Origin of the sequence: Serratia sp. T13T92 (genome assembly GCF_047530105.1) — a bacterium.
Classification (GTDB): domain Bacteria; phylum Pseudomonadota; class Gammaproteobacteria; order Enterobacterales; family Enterobacteriaceae; genus Chania; species Chania fonticola.
In genome coordinates, this window is sequence record NZ_JBLJAK010000035.1 from 21,059 (window position 1) to 35,915 (window position 14,857).

12 protein-coding genes are annotated in these 14,857 nt (G+C 56.1%); 6 read left to right on the plus strand and 6 right to left on the minus strand.

Annotated features, from left to right (window positions below; genetic code table 11):
* Positions 1-27 precede the first annotated feature (27 nt).
* The gene (locus ACMV5I_RS22700) at positions 28-282 is read left to right on the plus strand and encodes a YkgJ family cysteine cluster protein (RefSeq protein ID WP_024484966.1); all 255 of its coding nucleotides are present in this window, start codon (positions 28-30) and stop codon (positions 280-282) included.
* On the opposite strand, the gene ACMV5I_RS22705 is transcribed toward ACMV5I_RS22700, so the two are convergent.
* The 4 genes from ACMV5I_RS22705 to ACMV5I_RS22720 all read right to left on the minus strand — a co-directional run bounded on the left by ACMV5I_RS22705 (position 246) and on the right by ACMV5I_RS22720 (position 5,961).
* A complete protein-coding gene (locus tag ACMV5I_RS22705; protein WP_024484967.1) occupies positions 246-1,457 on the minus strand; it encodes a sugar efflux transporter in 1,212 nt (403 codons plus the stop codon). The genes ACMV5I_RS22700 and ACMV5I_RS22705 overlap by 37 nt on opposite strands.
* 161 nt (positions 1,458-1,618) lie before the next feature.
* Positions 1,619-4,099: a trimethylamine-N-oxide reductase TorA gene (gene torA, locus ACMV5I_RS22710; protein ID WP_024484968.1), complete on the minus strand. Its 2,481-nt coding sequence runs from the start codon at positions 4,097-4,099 to the stop codon at positions 1,619-1,621.
* A 12-nt stretch (positions 4,100-4,111) separates the two neighbouring features.
* Entirely contained in the window at positions 4,112-5,272 is a 1,161-nt protein-coding gene (locus tag ACMV5I_RS22715; RefSeq protein ID WP_414825306.1) for a NapC/NirT family cytochrome c, read from the minus strand.
* A 227-nt stretch (positions 5,273-5,499) separates the two neighbouring features.
* Positions 5,500-5,961 (minus strand): nucleotide triphosphate diphosphatase NUDT15, encoded by a 462-nt coding sequence (locus ACMV5I_RS22720; protein WP_390900796.1) that lies wholly within the window; start codon positions 5,959-5,961, stop codon positions 5,500-5,502.
* Between the two features lie 209 nt (positions 5,962-6,170).
* Between ACMV5I_RS22720 and fruB the strand changes: the two genes are divergently transcribed.
* The 3 genes from fruB to fruA are packed head-to-tail and all read left to right on the plus strand — an operon-like array spanning position 6,171 to position 9,942.
* Entirely contained in the window at positions 6,171-7,304 is a 1,134-nt protein-coding gene (gene fruB, locus ACMV5I_RS22725; RefSeq protein ID WP_024484971.1) for a fused PTS fructose transporter subunit IIA/HPr protein, read from the plus strand.
* A complete protein-coding gene (fruK, locus tag ACMV5I_RS22730) occupies positions 7,301-8,239 on the plus strand; it encodes a 1-phosphofructokinase (RefSeq protein ID WP_414825307.1) in 939 nt (312 codons plus the stop codon). The genes fruB and fruK overlap by 4 nt, the downstream gene beginning before the upstream one ends.
* A 14-nt stretch (positions 8,240-8,253) precedes the next feature.
* Positions 8,254-9,942 carry a PTS fructose transporter subunit IIBC gene (fruA, locus tag ACMV5I_RS22735; RefSeq protein ID WP_121607316.1) on the plus strand — a complete coding sequence of 563 codons (1,689 nt, stop codon included), beginning with the start codon at positions 8,254-8,256 and terminating at the stop codon, positions 9,940-9,942.
* Between the two features lie 61 nt (positions 9,943-10,003).
* Here the strand turns inward: fruA and nfo are convergent, their stop codons facing one another.
* Positions 10,004-10,843: a deoxyribonuclease IV gene (gene nfo, locus ACMV5I_RS22740; RefSeq protein WP_024484973.1), complete on the minus strand. Its 840-nt coding sequence runs from the start codon at positions 10,841-10,843 to the stop codon at positions 10,004-10,006.
* Positions 10,844-10,950: 107 nt separating this feature from the next.
* Positions 10,951-12,030, minus strand: coding sequence for a YeiH family protein (locus ACMV5I_RS22745; RefSeq protein WP_121607315.1), 1,080 nt, complete (start codon positions 12,028-12,030; stop codon positions 10,951-10,953).
* 259 nt (positions 12,031-12,289) lie between these two features.
* Between ACMV5I_RS22745 and yieE the strand changes: the two genes are divergently transcribed.
* Both yieE and ACMV5I_RS22755 read left to right on the plus strand, forming a co-directional pair.
* Complete coding sequence (gene yieE, locus ACMV5I_RS22750) at positions 12,290-13,177, plus strand: DNA-binding transcriptional regulator YeiE (RefSeq protein WP_024484975.1); 888 nt, start codon at positions 12,290-12,292, stop codon at positions 13,175-13,177.
* A 134-nt stretch (positions 13,178-13,311) separates the two neighbouring features.
* A complete protein-coding gene (locus tag ACMV5I_RS22755) occupies positions 13,312-14,793 on the plus strand; it encodes an amino acid permease (RefSeq protein ID WP_414825308.1) in 1,482 nt (493 codons plus the stop codon).
* Positions 14,794-14,857: the final 64 nt, after the last annotated feature.

Sequence of the window (14,857 nt, forward strand, 5' to 3'; positions counted from 1 at the left end):
ACATAATCAGCCCCCATAGGATCGCAGATGGACTGCCGTGCCGACTGTGGTGCCTGCTGTATCGCACCTTCGATTTCCAGCCCGATCCCTGGTATGCCCAACGGCAAACCGGCCAATACCCGTTGCATCCATCTGGACCAGCAACTGCGCTGTGGAATATTTCATTCGCCGCTGCGGCCCAAAGTCTGCGGCAGCCTGCAGGCCAGCCGTGAAATGTGCCACGACCGCCGTGATGAGGCGCTGATCTATCTTGCCAAGTTGGAGGCGGATACCGCGCCTTGAGTGTCCTTCAGCCGCCACATACATAGCACTGCACCCAGCACCATCGCCAACGCAAAGTAAAATACCGCGTGATAACTCCACATTTCAGCCACGACTCCGGCGATCGAACCGGCAATAATCCAACCAACGCGGGTGGTATTGGTAAACAGTGTGGTGGCCGCCCCGGCTTGGCCGGGCATCAAATCCTGGAAATAGAGCATACCAATTCCCGCCAGCACCCCGATAAACAGCGCGTTCAGTAGTTGCAGGGCGATCAGTTGCCAAGTACCTGTTATAAACAGTAGCCCGGCATAAAACAGCACCCCGGCAATCACCGCGCAGCGCATCAGGAAACGCTTGCCAAAGCGTTGGGCCACCATGCCAGCTAGTAACATGGTCGGGATTTCCAGCCCGGCAGCGGTGCCCATCAATATTCCCGCCAATTTTTCCGGTAATTGTAATTCTTGCACCATATACAGCGGCATATTGATCAAATACATGCTGTTGGCCGTCCACATTAGCGTGCAGGCCATAAACAGCAATAACGTATCACGGCGGTTCTGCCGTGGTGCTTCCAGCGTAGCTCCGCCGGTGCTCTGCACTTTTGGCATGGAGGGCAACATCTTCCATACCAACGCTCCACAGAGAATAAAGGCAGCGGCGGCGGCCAGATACATCACCTTAAAACCAAACCCCAAGGCCAGCGCAAAGGCGATCGGCGGGCCAATCACCCAGGCCAGCGAAACCTGAGCACGCAGGATAGAACTGAACATCACCGTTCCCCGGCCGGTGTGCTCGGCATGTTCCCGTGCCAGGGCAAACATTTGTGGGTTGGCGGTCGAGCCAAAGCTGCTCAGTAGCACGCCGACGAACAGCAGCAGGTAATAGTTACGGTTCCAGGCGAACAGCGCACAAGCCAAGGCACCTAACATACAGCAGAGAAAGATCAGTGATTTGCGATCGCCCCTCTTGTCTGAGCGGCTGGCCAGAAACTGGCTGACCAAAATGCCGATCACCGCGCTGCCGGTAAAGAACAGCCCGACCATCGTTGGCCGTACGTTCACTTCGGTGGAGAGGAACAGACTCAGCGTGGGCGTCTGTAGGGCACCAGCAATCCCGGTGAGAAAGGCCACGACCAGAAATGCCAACGAAGTTAAATCGGGCAAACGTCGTGTCGCCGCAGTTGAAGTACGCATAAGCTGAATGACTAGCCAAAGAGAAGGGAGACGCGCGCATGATACGCTCGTTTAAAAAAAACAAAAACCGGTTTCAATCAAGGAAAGGGTAAATAGAGTGTATCTGTCGGCAGGAAAAGAGCAGGGCGATGTCACCATCACCCTGCGCTGGTGGCTAGCGGTTATGCGCCAGCAGGAACGTCGTGCGCGGTATTCTTCAGCACTTCGCCCTGATATTTCTCAATTTCCAACTGTGCCATCTGGCCACAGTTGCCCTGTGCCAGGTTGGATGAGCCAATATCGAAAGTCAGGCAGTTGACGTTGCCGTTCTTACAGATCGACCCCGGCGTTGACGGATCGGCCGGATCGTACCAGGCACCTTCGCTGATCCGCACCGCACCTGGGCGCACATCTTCACTGACAATAGCGCCAACCAGGATCTGCCCACGGTCGTTAAACGCCCGCACCAGGTCGCCGTTGGTGATGTTGCGCGACTTGGCATCCTCTGGATGGATCAAGATCGCTTCACGGTCGGCCACCGCATACTTCTTACGCAGCGGCGTGTTGTCGAGCTGTGAGTGCAGGCGGTTGGTCGGGTGCGCGGTATTCAGTGACAGCGGGTATTTGGCTGCCTCTGGGCCACGGTACCATTCATGCGGCGGCATCCAGGTAGGAATACCTTTGCAATCCAGATACTCCATCTTCGAGATGGCATCGGAATAGATCTCAATCTTGCCGGACGGAGTCCCCAACGGATTCAGCAGCGGGTTTTCACGGTAATCGGCGAAACGTACCCACTGTTTGTTTTCCTGCGGGATCGGGAAACGAATGTAGTTGTTCGACTCCCAGAACATGTCAAACGGCGGCAGGGCAACGCGGGCGGCGCGGGCCTGCAACTTCATGTCGTCGTACATGCCTTTCAGCCACTGGGTTTCGTCTTTGCCTTCGGTAAAGGCATCCAGCACGCCAAGCTTGGCGGCCAGAGCGGCGAAGATATCGAAGTCGTTGCGTGACTCATGCTGCGGCGGTACGCACTGATGCATCGGGAAGACGTACAGCTGTGAGTAGTCGCCGCCCATCTCCAGATCGTTACGCTCATAGCTGGTGGTCGCAGGTAGCACGATATCCGCATGCTTGGCGGTGGCCGTCCAATACGGTTCGTTAACCACGATGGTTTCCGGCCGCTGCCAGGCTTTGACCAGATTGTTGGTGTCCTGATGCTGGTGGAAGGTATTACCACCGGCCACGTACACCATCTTCACGTCTGGGTAGGTGACATCGGTCCCATTGAAGTGAATGGTCTTGCCTGGGTTGGTCAGGCACTCGGCGATACGAGCCACCGGGATTGGCGTTGGTGAATTCTTCGGTGCATTCCCCGCAGAGATACCGGAGAGGATGCCGCCTTTAGCCGTCGGGCTACCACCGGAAGAGTAGTGATAGCTGAAGCCAAAGCCGCCGCCTGGCAGGCCGATCTGGCCAAGCATGGCCGCCACGGTCACCAGCAACCAGTGCTGCTGCTCACCGTGATGCTGACGCTGGATCCCCCAGCCGCCCATGATCATGGTGCGTTGTTTCGCCATATCACGTGCCAACTGGCGCAACACTTCGGCATCGACGCCGCTGATATCGGCTGCCCACTCGGCAGTTTTCGGCGTACCGTCGGTTTCACCCAGCAGATAGGCCTGGAACTTATCGAAGCCTACGGTGTAGGTTTTCAGGAAGTCCGGGTTATGCAGCTTTTCGGTCAACAGGGTGTGGGCGATACCGATCAGCATCGCGCTGTCGGTGTACGGACGCGGAGCGATCCACTGTGCGCCGACATATTTGGCACTGTCACTGTGCACCGGATCGATGCTGATTATGCGGGTGCCTTTCTTCTTCAGCGCCTCAAAGCCGGTCTGGCCGACATGGTCTGGCACGTTCCAGCTGTTTTTCAGCGTAACCATCGGGTTACAGCCCCACAGGATCACCAGTTGGCTGTTGTCGATGACGTTTGGCCAGGCGGTTTGCTGTTCGTAAACCTCCATTGACCCCATCACGTGCGACATGATCACCTGTGCGGCACCGGTAGAATAGTCACCGGCATAGCCAAGGAAGCCACCGCTCAGGTTCATCAGGCGTTGCAGCAGGGTACGGCTGTTGTGCAGCATGCCCACGCTTTTCCAGCCGTAAGAACCGGCATAAATCGACTGCGGGCCGTGATCTTTTTGCAAACGGACGATTTCGTTACCGACCAGATCGATCGCTTTTTCCCAGCTGACGCGCACCCATTCATCGTTGCCGCGCAGTTCGGTACGGCTGCCAGGGCCGCCTTCCAACCAGCTTTTACGTACCATTGGGTACTTGATACGGTTTTCCGCATGGACCTGGTGGGGAGCCATGGTGATCAGATCGTTCGGGTAAGGATCGTCTTTGACCGGCAACACGCCGACCATTTTTCCGTCTTGCACGATGGCTTCAAATGCGCCCCAGTGCGCGCCGGTCAGAATGCCTTTTTGTGCCTGGCGTAAGGCCACAAACTGTGGCAATGCCTGGCTGATGGCTTCCGCCAATGCTGATTTAGGCCACAGACCCGCAAATAGAGGCACGGCGGCCAGGGCGCTGGCACCGGTCAGGAAACGACGGCGGCTCATGGCCAATGGTTGTTGTTGGTACTTGCTCATTTCGCTTCTCCCTTAACTTTTGGCCGGTGTGGCAGGTTGCATATCGCTGGCATGTTTCTGAACGTACTGCGTCAGAACGCGCAGTTGTTCTTGCGACAGCGAGGTGCGAGTAGCCATACCTTTAATCACGCCGATCCACTGGTTGGCGTTGAAGCGATCAAGGGCGGTCAGGCCGTGGCAGCCGGTACAGTTAGCGGACATCATATCGGCAGTGTAACGCCAGATTTTCTGCTCATCGTCGATCAGTTGCTTACGTGGCAACCAGACCTGCAGTGAAACCTGATGCCAGACCAGGCCGGTTTCGGCATCGGTCATGGTGCTGCCGGTTTTCAGCAGTTTGCGCGCGTCTTCGCCCAGCAGGACGCTGAGGATACGTTTACCTTGCGCGGCGTAGAATACTTCGCTGACGCCATCCTGTTGCCAGCCGCTGACATCTACCAGCACCTTGTCACCTTCCTGTTTCACAACGTGAACTTCGGTTGAAGGCATCAGGTTACCGGCATTATGCGTATCGTCGGCTTTCAGGAAGAACGGTTCGGTGGCGATGGTGAACAGCGTGGTTGCTGTTGGAGAGGTTTCCGCCGCGGCTTTCGCCAGTTCGGCAGCGCCCGCCTGTGCAGCACCGCTCATATCCGGCAGGATATGCGCAACGCCCTTATGGCAGTCGATACAGGTTTCGCCTTGCTTGATGGCCACCGGGTGCTGAATACGAGCTTCAGGACGTTGGGCGGTGATATCCATGGCATCGAAGCTATGGCAAGAACGGCAGGTGGCCGAATCGTTTTCTTTCAGCGTTTTCCACACCGATTGTGCCATGGCCAGCTTATGGGCTTCGTATTTTTCCGGGGTGTCGATTTTGCCGGTCATTTCGCCGTAAATGTCTTTCACCGCGCGGATCTTGGTCCACAGGTAATCGAGCGGCTCATGAGGGACGTGGCAATCGGCACATTCAGCGCGGATCCCCTTGGCGTTCTGGAAGTGGACACTGCCTTGATATTCGGCCAGAGGTTGTTGCATGGTGTGGCAGGAGACACAGAAGGCGGTATCGCTGGTTTTATGGAAGACCGTTGCGGTCCCTGCCAGCAGTGCGGCGCCGAGAATAATCCCGATCACCAAAATCCAAAGCCATCCCCACCGGCGTCGCTTTTCAAAGCCAGCTTGTTTTTTGCTCATATTGAACCCACTTATAGTTATGAAATACCAAGGAAAAACTTGCCAAAAAGGTTTCGACACCAGGTCAAAAACACCTGGATAAGTATAGGTATTTTCGCAAAAGAAACCTAATACCTTAGGGGTATTTACAGTGAAAAGTAGAGTGATTGAGCAATAAAATAGCGTTATATTCCGTGTTATATATCGCTATGCTTTGATGAACAGAGGAGAAATTGGAGGGAACAACGTCAAAATACAGGCAGATATGCCTGTTGGTTCAACCATAGGTGGATCGCCGTTCTGCTCGCTTCAAAATGGGGCTCCGGCAGGTCGTGCGGGGAACACCAGCGCCATTCGGCACATTTTTCCGGCTCTTTCAGCTCGGCTTCTCCTCCTGGATGCTGAACCAGCATGCAGATCGACACCGTATGTTTTCCCTCTGCGCGCCAGGTTTGCAGATTATTGCTGACGCCAATAAAGGTTGGCGGAGCTATCTGCAACCCGGTCTCTTCGGCGATTTCGCGTTGAGCGCACTGTTCAAAGGTTTCCCCCGCATCCAGATGCCCTCCGGGGATCGACCAAAAAGGGGCATGTGTACTGCAGCGTTTCCCCAGCAGGATTTGCCCTTGAGCGTTAACGATAATGACCCCGATACCGGTGGCAACCATGTTGTTATCTTCCTTCAGCACTGTTTCAGCACAGTATGCCATTTTCCCCTGTGGATGGGGGCTTTAGCCAGAAAAGTGTGCGTAAGGTCAAAAAACTATCACGTCGAGATCGAGAAAACTTGCTTTCGATGATAGCTGCTCACACACTCATTGAAACGTTTCAGCGTCATCGATGGCCTGGTTAGGCGATGGGTAACGCTCCTTTTTCTTAACTTGGCTGAAACGATTCAATTCAGCAGGAGAGGAGAACCATGTTCCAGTTGTCACAGCAAGATATTCACCTGGGAGCTGCCGCTAGCGGCAAACAGGAAGCCATCCGGCAGGTAGCGGCAGCGCTTACCTCCGCCGGATGCGTCAGCGCCGCCTATGTCGACGGCATGCTGCAGCGTGAGCTGCAAACCTCCACTTATCTGGGCAACGGCATCGCCATTCCACATGGCACTACAGATACCCGCGATCTGGTGCTGAACACCGGTGTTCAGGTATTCCAGTTTCCACAGGGTATCGAGTGGGGCGAAGGCCAGACAGCCTATGTAGTGATCGGTATTGCCGCGCGTTCCGATGAACACCTGGCGCTACTGCGTCAGCTCACACACGTGCTCAGTGATGACAGCGTCGCTGAACAGTTGGCAAAAACGACTTCAGCCGAAGAACTGCGCAGTTTGCTGATGGGCGAGAAGCTGGCGGCTGAATTCAAGTTTGATGCTTCACTGATTGCTCTTGACGTGGCCGCCGATTCGCTGATGACGCTGCAAGCTTTGAACGCGGGCCGTCTGCAAAAAATCGGTGCGGTTAACGCCCAGTTTGTCAGTGATGTGATCACCCGCAAGCCGCTGAATCTGGGGCAGGGGATCTGGTTGAGCGACAGCACCGAAGGCAACCTGACCAGCGCAGCCACCGTCAGCCGCCCGGCACAGGCGTTTGATGAGGAAGGTGAAAAGGTCGCACTGTTGCTGACCGTCGCCGTCGCCGATCAACAACCGCTGACGGTGCTGAACTACTTAAGCGATCTGTTAGTGAGCCAAAAAGCTGAACGCTTGCTGAACGCCGATGCGGTGGGCGTGCTGGCGTTACTGACCAGCGAAGTTGCCGAAGAGAGCGCGGTTCTGAGTGCGGAATACGTGGTGCGCAACGAGCATGGCCTGCATGCCCGCCCAGGCACTGCGCTGGTCAACGTAATCAAACAGTTCTCGAGTGAAATTACCGTCACCAATCTCGACGGCAGCGGTAAACCGGCTAACGGCCGCAGCCTGATGAAGGTTGTGGCACTGGGAGTGAAAAAAGGTCATCACCTGCGCTTTACCGCCAGTGGTGACGATGCTGAAGCGGCGCTGAAAGCCATCGGCGAAGCCATCAGTGAAGGTCTTGGCGAGGGTGCAGCATGAGCAGAAGAGTAGCAACCATAACCCTGAATCCGGCTTACGATCTGGTGGGCTTTTGCCCGGAGATCGAACGGGGTGAGGTTAACCTGGTAAGAACCGCCGGTCTCCATGCGGCGGGTAAAGGGATCAACGTTGCCAAGGTACTGAAAGATTTAGGTATCGACGTCACCGTTGGCGGTTTCCTTGGTAAAGACAACCAGGATGGTTTCCAACTGCTGTTCAGCGATTTGGGGATTGCCAACCGCTTTCAGGTGGTCCCTGGGCGTACGCGTATCAACGTTAAGCTGACGGAAAAAGACGGTGAAGTGACCGACTTCAACTTCTCCGGTTTTGAAGTGACGCCGCAGGATTGGGAACGCTTTGTGGTGGATTCCCTGAGTTGGCTGGGCCAGTTCGACATGGTGGCGGTCAGCGGTAGCCTACCTGCCGGGGTTGCGCCGGAAGCCTTCACCGAGTGGATGACCCGCCTGCGCGCGCAGTGTCCGTGCATCATTTTTGACAGCAGCCGTGAAGCTCTGGTGGCCGGGCTGAAAGCCTCGCCGTGGTTGGTAAAACCTAACCGTCGTGAGCTGGAAATCTGGGCAGGCAAACCCTTGCCGAAGTTGGGAGATGTGGTGGAAGCCGCTCACGCCCTGCGTGAACAGGGCATTGCCCACGTGGTGATCTCACTGGGTGCCGAAGGCGCGCTGTGGGTTAACGCCTCTGGTGCCTGGATCGCCAAACCGCCAGCCTGTGAGGTGGTTAGCACCGTGGGTGCTGGTGATTCCATGGTCGGCGGCCTGATCTACGGCCTGCTGATGCGTGAATCCAGCGAACATACCTTGCGCTTGGCCACTGCCGTGGCTGCCTTGGCAGTGAGCCAGAGCAACGTTGGCATCACCGATCGCCCGCAGTTGGCCGCGATGATGGCGCGCGTCGATCTGAAACCCTTTAATTAATCGCAGGAGTCAGAATGAAAACGCTGCTGATGATAGACAGTTCGCTCGGGCAGGCTCGTAGCCACCTGGCGAAACGCATGCTTGAGGCCGCTGCGGCCAAAACCGGCCTGACGCTGGTTAACACGGCCAACGAGGCCGAACTGGTGGTGGTAGCGGGTGTTGCTGCACCTGCTGACGCTGAGCTGAACGGCAAACAGGTTTATATTGGTGATGTGGAACACGCGGTGCGTGAACCTGAAGCCTTCCTGGCCACGGCACAGGCGCAAGCCAAACCGTATCAGGCTCCAGCCCAGACGGTAGCACCGGCAAAATCTGCCGGTCCGAAACGCATTGTTGCCATTACTGCTTGCCCGACCGGCGTTGCGCATACCTTTATGGCGGCCGAAGCCATCGAGAGCGAAGCCAAGAAACGTGGCTGGTGGGTGAAAGTGGAAACCCGTGGCTCCGTCGGTGCCGGGAATGCGATCACTCCAGAAGAAGTGGCGGCGGCCGATCTGGTCATTGTCGCGGCAGATATCGAAGTGGATCTGGACAAGTTTGCCGGTAAGCCGATGTACCGCACCTCAACCGGTTTGGCGTTGAAGAAAACCGCGCAGGAACTGGATAAGGCACAGGTAGAAGCCGAGATCTTCCAGCCGCAAAAAAGTGGCAGCACCGCGAGCTCAGGCAAGAAGAAAGAGAGCGCAGGGCCTTATCGCCACCTGCTGACCGGCGTGTCTTACATGCTGCCGATGGTGGTGGCGGGCGGTCTGTGTATCGCGCTGTCGTTCGTGTTTGGTATCAAGGCGTTTGAAGTAAAAGGTACGCTGGCTGCGGCGCTGATGCAGATCGGTGGTGGTTCGGCCTTTGCGCTGATGGTGCCGGTTCTGGCGGGTTACATCGCGTTCTCCATTGCGGATCGTCCTGGCCTGACGCCGGGCCTGATCGGCGGTATGTTGGCGGTTAGCACCGGTGCGGGTTTCCTTGGCGGTATCATTGCCGGTTTCCTGGCGGGTTACGTGGCCAAGGCCATCAGCGGTAAGCTGCGTTTGCCACCGAGTATGGAAGCGCTCAAGCCGATCCTGATTATTCCGCTGGTTGCCAGCCTGATCACCGGTTTGATCATGATTTACGTGGTGGGTACGCCAGTCGCCAAGATCATGGTCGGCCTGACCAACTGGCTGCAATCGCTGGGCACCGCTAACGCGGTACTGCTGGGTGCAATCCTCGGTGCGATGATGTGTACCGATATGGGCGGCCCGGTTAACAAGGCGGCCTATGCCTTTGGTGTAGCGCTGTTGAGTTCTTCGGTCTACGCACCTATGGCGGCGATTATGGCGGCAGGTATGGTGCCACCGCTGGCGATGGGGCTGGCTACAATTCTGGCTCGTCGCAAGTTCGAGAAGTCTGAGCAGGAAGGGGGCAAAGCCGCGTTGGTGTTGGGCCTGTGCTTTATCACTGAAGGGGCCATTCCGTTTGCCGCCCGTGACCCGATGCGCGTTCTGCCGTGCTGTATCGCTGGTGGAGCCCTGACCGGTGCGCTGTCGATGGCCTTCGGTGCAAAACTGATGGCACCACACGGTGGTCTGTTCGTGCTGTTGATCCCTGGTGCTATCTCGCCGGTGCTGCTGTATCTGCTGGCGATTGTGGCGGGTACCCTGCTGGCGGGCGTGGCCTATGCGGTCCTCAAACGCTCTGAAGCGCCGGTAGCCACGGTGGCGTAACGGTAACCATAATAAAAAGCCGGCATCTGAAAAATGCCGGCTTTTTTATGTCCGCAGAAAATTACTGCTGCGCCTTCAGCCAGGCAATCTCCTCGGCCCAGATATCCGGGTTCACCGTCTCCAGGATCAGCGGGATGTTATCAAAGCGCTCGTCGCGCATGATATAGCTGAACACGGTCTTACCGATATTACCTTCACCCAGGCTGTGGTGGCGGTCAACGCGGCTGCCAAACTCGCTCTTGGCATCGTTAAGATGCATACCGCGCAGATAGTTAAAGCCCACCACGTCACCCAGCTCTTTAAACGTCTTCTGGCAATCCTCTTCGGTACGCAGGTCGTAACCGGCGGCGAAAGCGTGGCAGGTATCAATACAGACACCGACGCGGCTCTTGTCTTCTACACCGTCGATGATCGCCGCCAGATGTTCAAATTTGAACCCCAGATTACTGCCTTGCCCGGCGGTATTCTCGATCACTGCGGTGACGCCTTGGGTTTTATCCAGCACGATGTTGATCGACTCAGCGATCCTTGCCAGGCATTTATCCTCATCGATCTGCATCAGGTGGCTGCCCGGGTGGAAGTTCAGCAGCGTCAGCCCCAGTTGCTCGCAGCGTTGCACCTCATCAAGAAACGCCTCGCGGGACTTCTCCAGCGCCTCCGTTACCGGATGGCCAAGGTTAATCAGATAGCTGTCGTGCGGCAGGATTTGCCCTGGGCCATAGCCGTACTGTGCGCAGGCACTTTTAAACTTGTCTATCACGTCGGCAGGCAGCGGGGCAGCCTTCCATTGACGCTGATTTTTAGTGAACAGGGCGAATGCGGTCGCCTCTAATTCGTGTGCGCGGATCACGGCCTGATCTACGCCGCCAGAAGCGCTGACGTGTGCACCGACAAACTTCATTTTCATTCTCCTGTGTTATCGGCTCCATTATGGCATTGATAAGCGAAGGATTGAATGGCAGGGGGTAAAACAAGCAGGCCCGAAAGCTCGGGCCTGAAGAAGGGGGATTACAACAGATGCTGCACCAACAGGTTGATTGCACCGCCGCCGATAATCAGCCAGACGAACAGCAGCGTCGCCAGCAAGATGGGTTTCACACCAGCCTGACGTACCGCGCTAATGTGGGTGGTCAAACCTAAAGCGGCCATGGCCATGGCCAGCATCCAGGTGTCGATGGTGATCAGATGCTGTACCAGCGTGGCCGGGATCAGGTTGAACGAGTTCAGCCCGGCAACGGCGATAAACAACACGGCGAACCACGGAATGGTGATGGCCGATTTTTCACTCTTGCTGCCGTTACCGGCCCGGCGGCTGATATAGCCAGACAGCAACAGCAGGAACGGGGCTAACATCATGACGCGGATCATCTTGGAGATCACCGCCGCGTTTTCCGCATCCGGGCCGATGGCATGGCCAGCAGCAACCACCTGAGCCACTTCATGGATTGTCGAACCCGCGTAGATGCCGAAGGTTTCCTGCGTCAACGGTAGCCACTGGAAGTGCTCATTCAGCTGATACAGCCACGGATAGGCAAAGATCGCCAGCGTACCAAACACCACGACGGTAGAGACAGCGACGGCAACCTTGCTGGAGTCTGCCTTCAACACCGGCTCGGTGGCCATCACGGCTGCGGCACCGCAGATGCTGCTACCGGCACCGATCAGCATGGTGGTTTGGCTGTCGAGGCCGAACACTTTTTTACCCAACCAGCAGGCCAGCAAGAAAGTGCTGCTCAGGGTCAGGGCATCGATAATGATCCCGCTGGCCCCCACGTCGGCAATTTGCTGGAAGGTTAAACGAAAGCCATAAAGAATGATCCCCAGGCGCAGCAGCCGCTGTTTGGCCAGCTGTACGCCGGTATGGCAGCTAGGCTGCAACCAGGGATAAAGAGTGTTGCCGACCAGGATGCCGCACAGGATCGCCAGCGTCAGGGCGCCTAATCCCAACCCGGCAACCCAGGGAACATCGCCCGCCCAGACCGAAAACGCGGTCAGCGCGCCGGTCAGCAGTAAGCCTGGTATCAGCCGTGGTAGTCCAAACAGGGGAAAACGCTGTTCGGGATAGGGTTGAGTGCTGTGACTCGCCATGATTATTCTGTCCTCTGCTAAATTCCTGAGTGCAATGATAAAAGCAGGTGACCTAAAAGAGAAATTGATTATATATTTATAACTTATCGGAATAAGTGGTTGATCACCTGGACGGGTCGGCTACTCCGCCAAGCCTAATTCTGTAAACGTGATAACCTTATAAGGCAGGGCGGTGAGCTTACCGACGCCGTGTGACTGATTTTTTGGTGTTTTTATTTAAATGGTTTTGTCTGACCATTCTCTTTATGTCGAGGCTGTTATGCATATCACTTTGCGCCAACTGGAAGTTTTTACCGAGGTGCTGAAAAGCGGATCCACCACTCAGGCCTCAGTGGTATTGGCTTTATCACAATCGGCGGTCAGCGCGGCGCTGGCCGATTTGGAAGGGCAACTGAAGGTGTTGTTGTTCGATCGCGTGGGTAAACGCCTGGTGATCAACGAACATGGCCGCTTGCTATACCCCAAAGCGCTGGCTCTGCTGGAGCAGGCTGGGGAAATTGAACAACTGTTCCTGCATGATAGTGGCGCGTTACGCATCGCCGCCAGCAGCACCATCGGCAACTATATGCTGCCAGAGATGATCGCCCACTATCGCAAAGATTTTCCTGCGACCCCGTTGGAACTGAACGTGGGCAATAGTCAGGAGGTGATTGTTGCGGTAGCCGATTTTCGTGTCGATTTGGGGTTGATAGAAGGGCCGTGCCACATGCCTGAGTTGGTCACTCAGCCGTGGCTTGAAGATGAGCTGGTGGTGTTTGCCGCGCCGGATAACCCATTGCTACAGCAACCGGTGACCCTGGCAACGCTGGCCAGCGCCCCTTGGATCCTGCGGGAGCGTGGATCTGGCACGCGGGAAGTGCTGGATCATCTGCTGCTGGCGCACCTGCCAAACTTCCAGTTGGTGATGGAGTTGGGCAACTCGGAAGCGATCAAGCACGCGGTCCGCCACGGTATCGGCATTAGTTGCCTGTCACGTCGCGTAGTGGAAGAACAGCTGGCTAGCGGGGTGTTGGTGGAACTGAGTATCCCTCTGCCACCATTGATGCGCACGCTGTATCTGATCCATCACCGGCAAAAACACATTTCTAATGCGCTACAGCGTTTCTTGAGTTATTGCGTTGGGCAAAAACCGATCAAGATCGCATAAAGTCATCATTAGGACCGCTGCTAATAATTGGCCGCGGATTATGAAGCTATCTTATATCAGGGCAATGTTACTAGTTCGCTGGCGGGTATTTGTTACAATCCGGCCCTCATTTTTGACGAGCAGATAGGGTAAGAATGGCTCAGCAGGATATAAAAACAGCGGGGCAGCAAGCACCCGGATTACGCCGCGAGCTGAAAGCGCGGCATTTAACCATGATTGCCATTGGCGGTTCCATCGGTACCGGCCTGTTTGTTGCCTCTGGCGCAACGGTTTCCCAGGCAGGCCCAGGCGGCGCGTTACTCTCCTATGCATTGATTGGTCTGATGGTGTATTTCCTGATGACCAGCCTGGGTGAGCTGGCGGCGTTTATGCCGGTTTCAGGTTCGTTTTCCACCTATGGTGCCAAGTATGTTGAAGAGGGCTTCGGCTTTGCGCTGGGCTGGAACTACTGGTACAACTGGGCGGTGACCATTGCGGTCGACCTGGTGGCGTCACAGTTGGTGATGAACTACTGGTTCCCAGACACGCCGGGCTGGATCTGGAGCGCCCTGTTCCTTGGCCTGATGTTCTTGCTTAACTACATCTCGGTCAAAGGCTTCGGTGAAGCGGAATACTGGTTCTCGCTGATCAAGGTGAGCACGGTAATTATCTTTATCGGCCTTGGCGTACTGATGATTTTCGGTATTCTGAAGGGCGGTGAAAATGCCGGTTGGCATAACTGGACGATCGGCGATGCGCCGTTTGCCGGTGGCTTCTCGGCCATGATTGGCGTAGCGATGATCGTTGGCTTCTCGTTCCAGGGCACCGAACTGATCGGCATTGCGGCGGGCGAGTCGGAAGATCCGGGCAAGAACATTCCACGCGCAGTGCGTCAGGTGTTCTGGCGTATTCTGCTGTTCTATATCTTCGCGATCCTGATCATCAGCCTGATCATTCCTTATACCGATCCAAGCCTGTTGAGCAATGACGTGAAAGACATCAGCGTCAGCCCGTTCACGCTGGTATTCGAACATGCTGGCCTGCTCTCTGCGGCGGCGGTGATGAACGCGGTGATCCTGACGGCGGTACTCTCTGCGGGTAACTCCGGGATGTATGCCTCAACCCGTATGCTGTTCACGCTGGCTTCGGAAGGTAAGGCACCACGCATTTTCGCCAAGCTGTCAAAAGGCGGTGTGCCGCGTAATGCGCTGTATGCCACCACCGTCGTAGCGGCACTGTGCTTCCTGAGCTCGATGTTTGGTAATCAGTCCGTTTATCTGTGGCTGCTCAATACCTCGGGCATGACCGGCTTTATCGCCTGGTTGGGGATCGCCATCAGCCACTACCGTTTCCGCCGTGGCTATGTGATGCAAGGGCACAGCCTGAGCGATCTGCCATATCAATCCGGTTTCTTCCCGTTGGGGCCAATGTTTGCCTTCGTGCTGTGCTTGATCATCACGCTGGGGCAGAACTATCAAGCCTTCCTGGCGGATCGTATCGACTGGTACGGTGTGACGGCAACCTACATCGGTATTCCACTGTTCCTGATTATCTGGTTCGGTTATAAGCTGACGCGCGGCACCAAAGTGGTGAAGTACAGCGAAATGGAATTCCCGAAGTGGAACCCTGATAAGTAAGCGATTAGCTCTAGACGCGGCGGATTACCGCCGCGTTATCCTCTCTCCTTGAAATCCCCAGTTA

What these genes read in the sequence shown, in the direction of transcription:
- fruK (WP_414825307.1), top strand. Translation starts at nt 7,301, where the DNA reads ATGAGCAGAAGAGTAGCAACCATAACCCTGAATCCGGCTTACGATCTG.
- ACMV5I_RS22755 (WP_414825308.1), top strand. Translation starts at nt 13,312, where the DNA reads ATGGCTCAGCAGGATATAAAAACAGCGGGGCAGCAAGCACCCGGATTA.
- fruB (WP_024484971.1), top strand. Translation starts at nt 6,171, where the DNA reads ATGTTCCAGTTGTCACAGCAAGATATTCACCTGGGAGCTGCCGCTAGC.
- ACMV5I_RS22715 (WP_414825306.1), bottom strand. Translation starts at nt 5,272, where the DNA reads ATGAGCAAAAAACAAGCTGGCTTTGAAAAGCGACGCCGGTGGGGATGG.
- ACMV5I_RS22745 (WP_121607315.1), bottom strand. Translation starts at nt 12,030, where the DNA reads ATGGCGAGTCACAGCACTCAACCCTATCCCGAACAGCGTTTTCCCCTG.
- ACMV5I_RS22720 (WP_390900796.1), bottom strand. Translation starts at nt 5,961, where the DNA reads ATGGCATACTGTGCTGAAACAGTGCTGAAGGAAGATAACAACATGGTT.
- ACMV5I_RS22700 (WP_024484966.1), top strand. Translation starts at nt 28, where the DNA reads ATGGACTGCCGTGCCGACTGTGGTGCCTGCTGTATCGCACCTTCGATT.
- torA (WP_024484968.1), bottom strand. Translation starts at nt 4,099, where the DNA reads ATGAGCAAGTACCAACAACAACCATTGGCCATGAGCCGCCGTCGTTTC.
- fruA (WP_121607316.1), top strand. Translation starts at nt 8,254, where the DNA reads ATGAAAACGCTGCTGATGATAGACAGTTCGCTCGGGCAGGCTCGTAGC.
- ACMV5I_RS22705 (WP_024484967.1), bottom strand. Translation starts at nt 1,457, where the DNA reads ATGCGTACTTCAACTGCGGCGACACGACGTTTGCCCGATTTAACTTCG.
- yieE (WP_024484975.1), top strand. Translation starts at nt 12,290, where the DNA reads ATGCATATCACTTTGCGCCAACTGGAAGTTTTTACCGAGGTGCTGAAA.
- nfo (WP_024484973.1), bottom strand. Translation starts at nt 10,843, where the DNA reads ATGAAGTTTGTCGGTGCACACGTCAGCGCTTCTGGCGGCGTAGATCAG.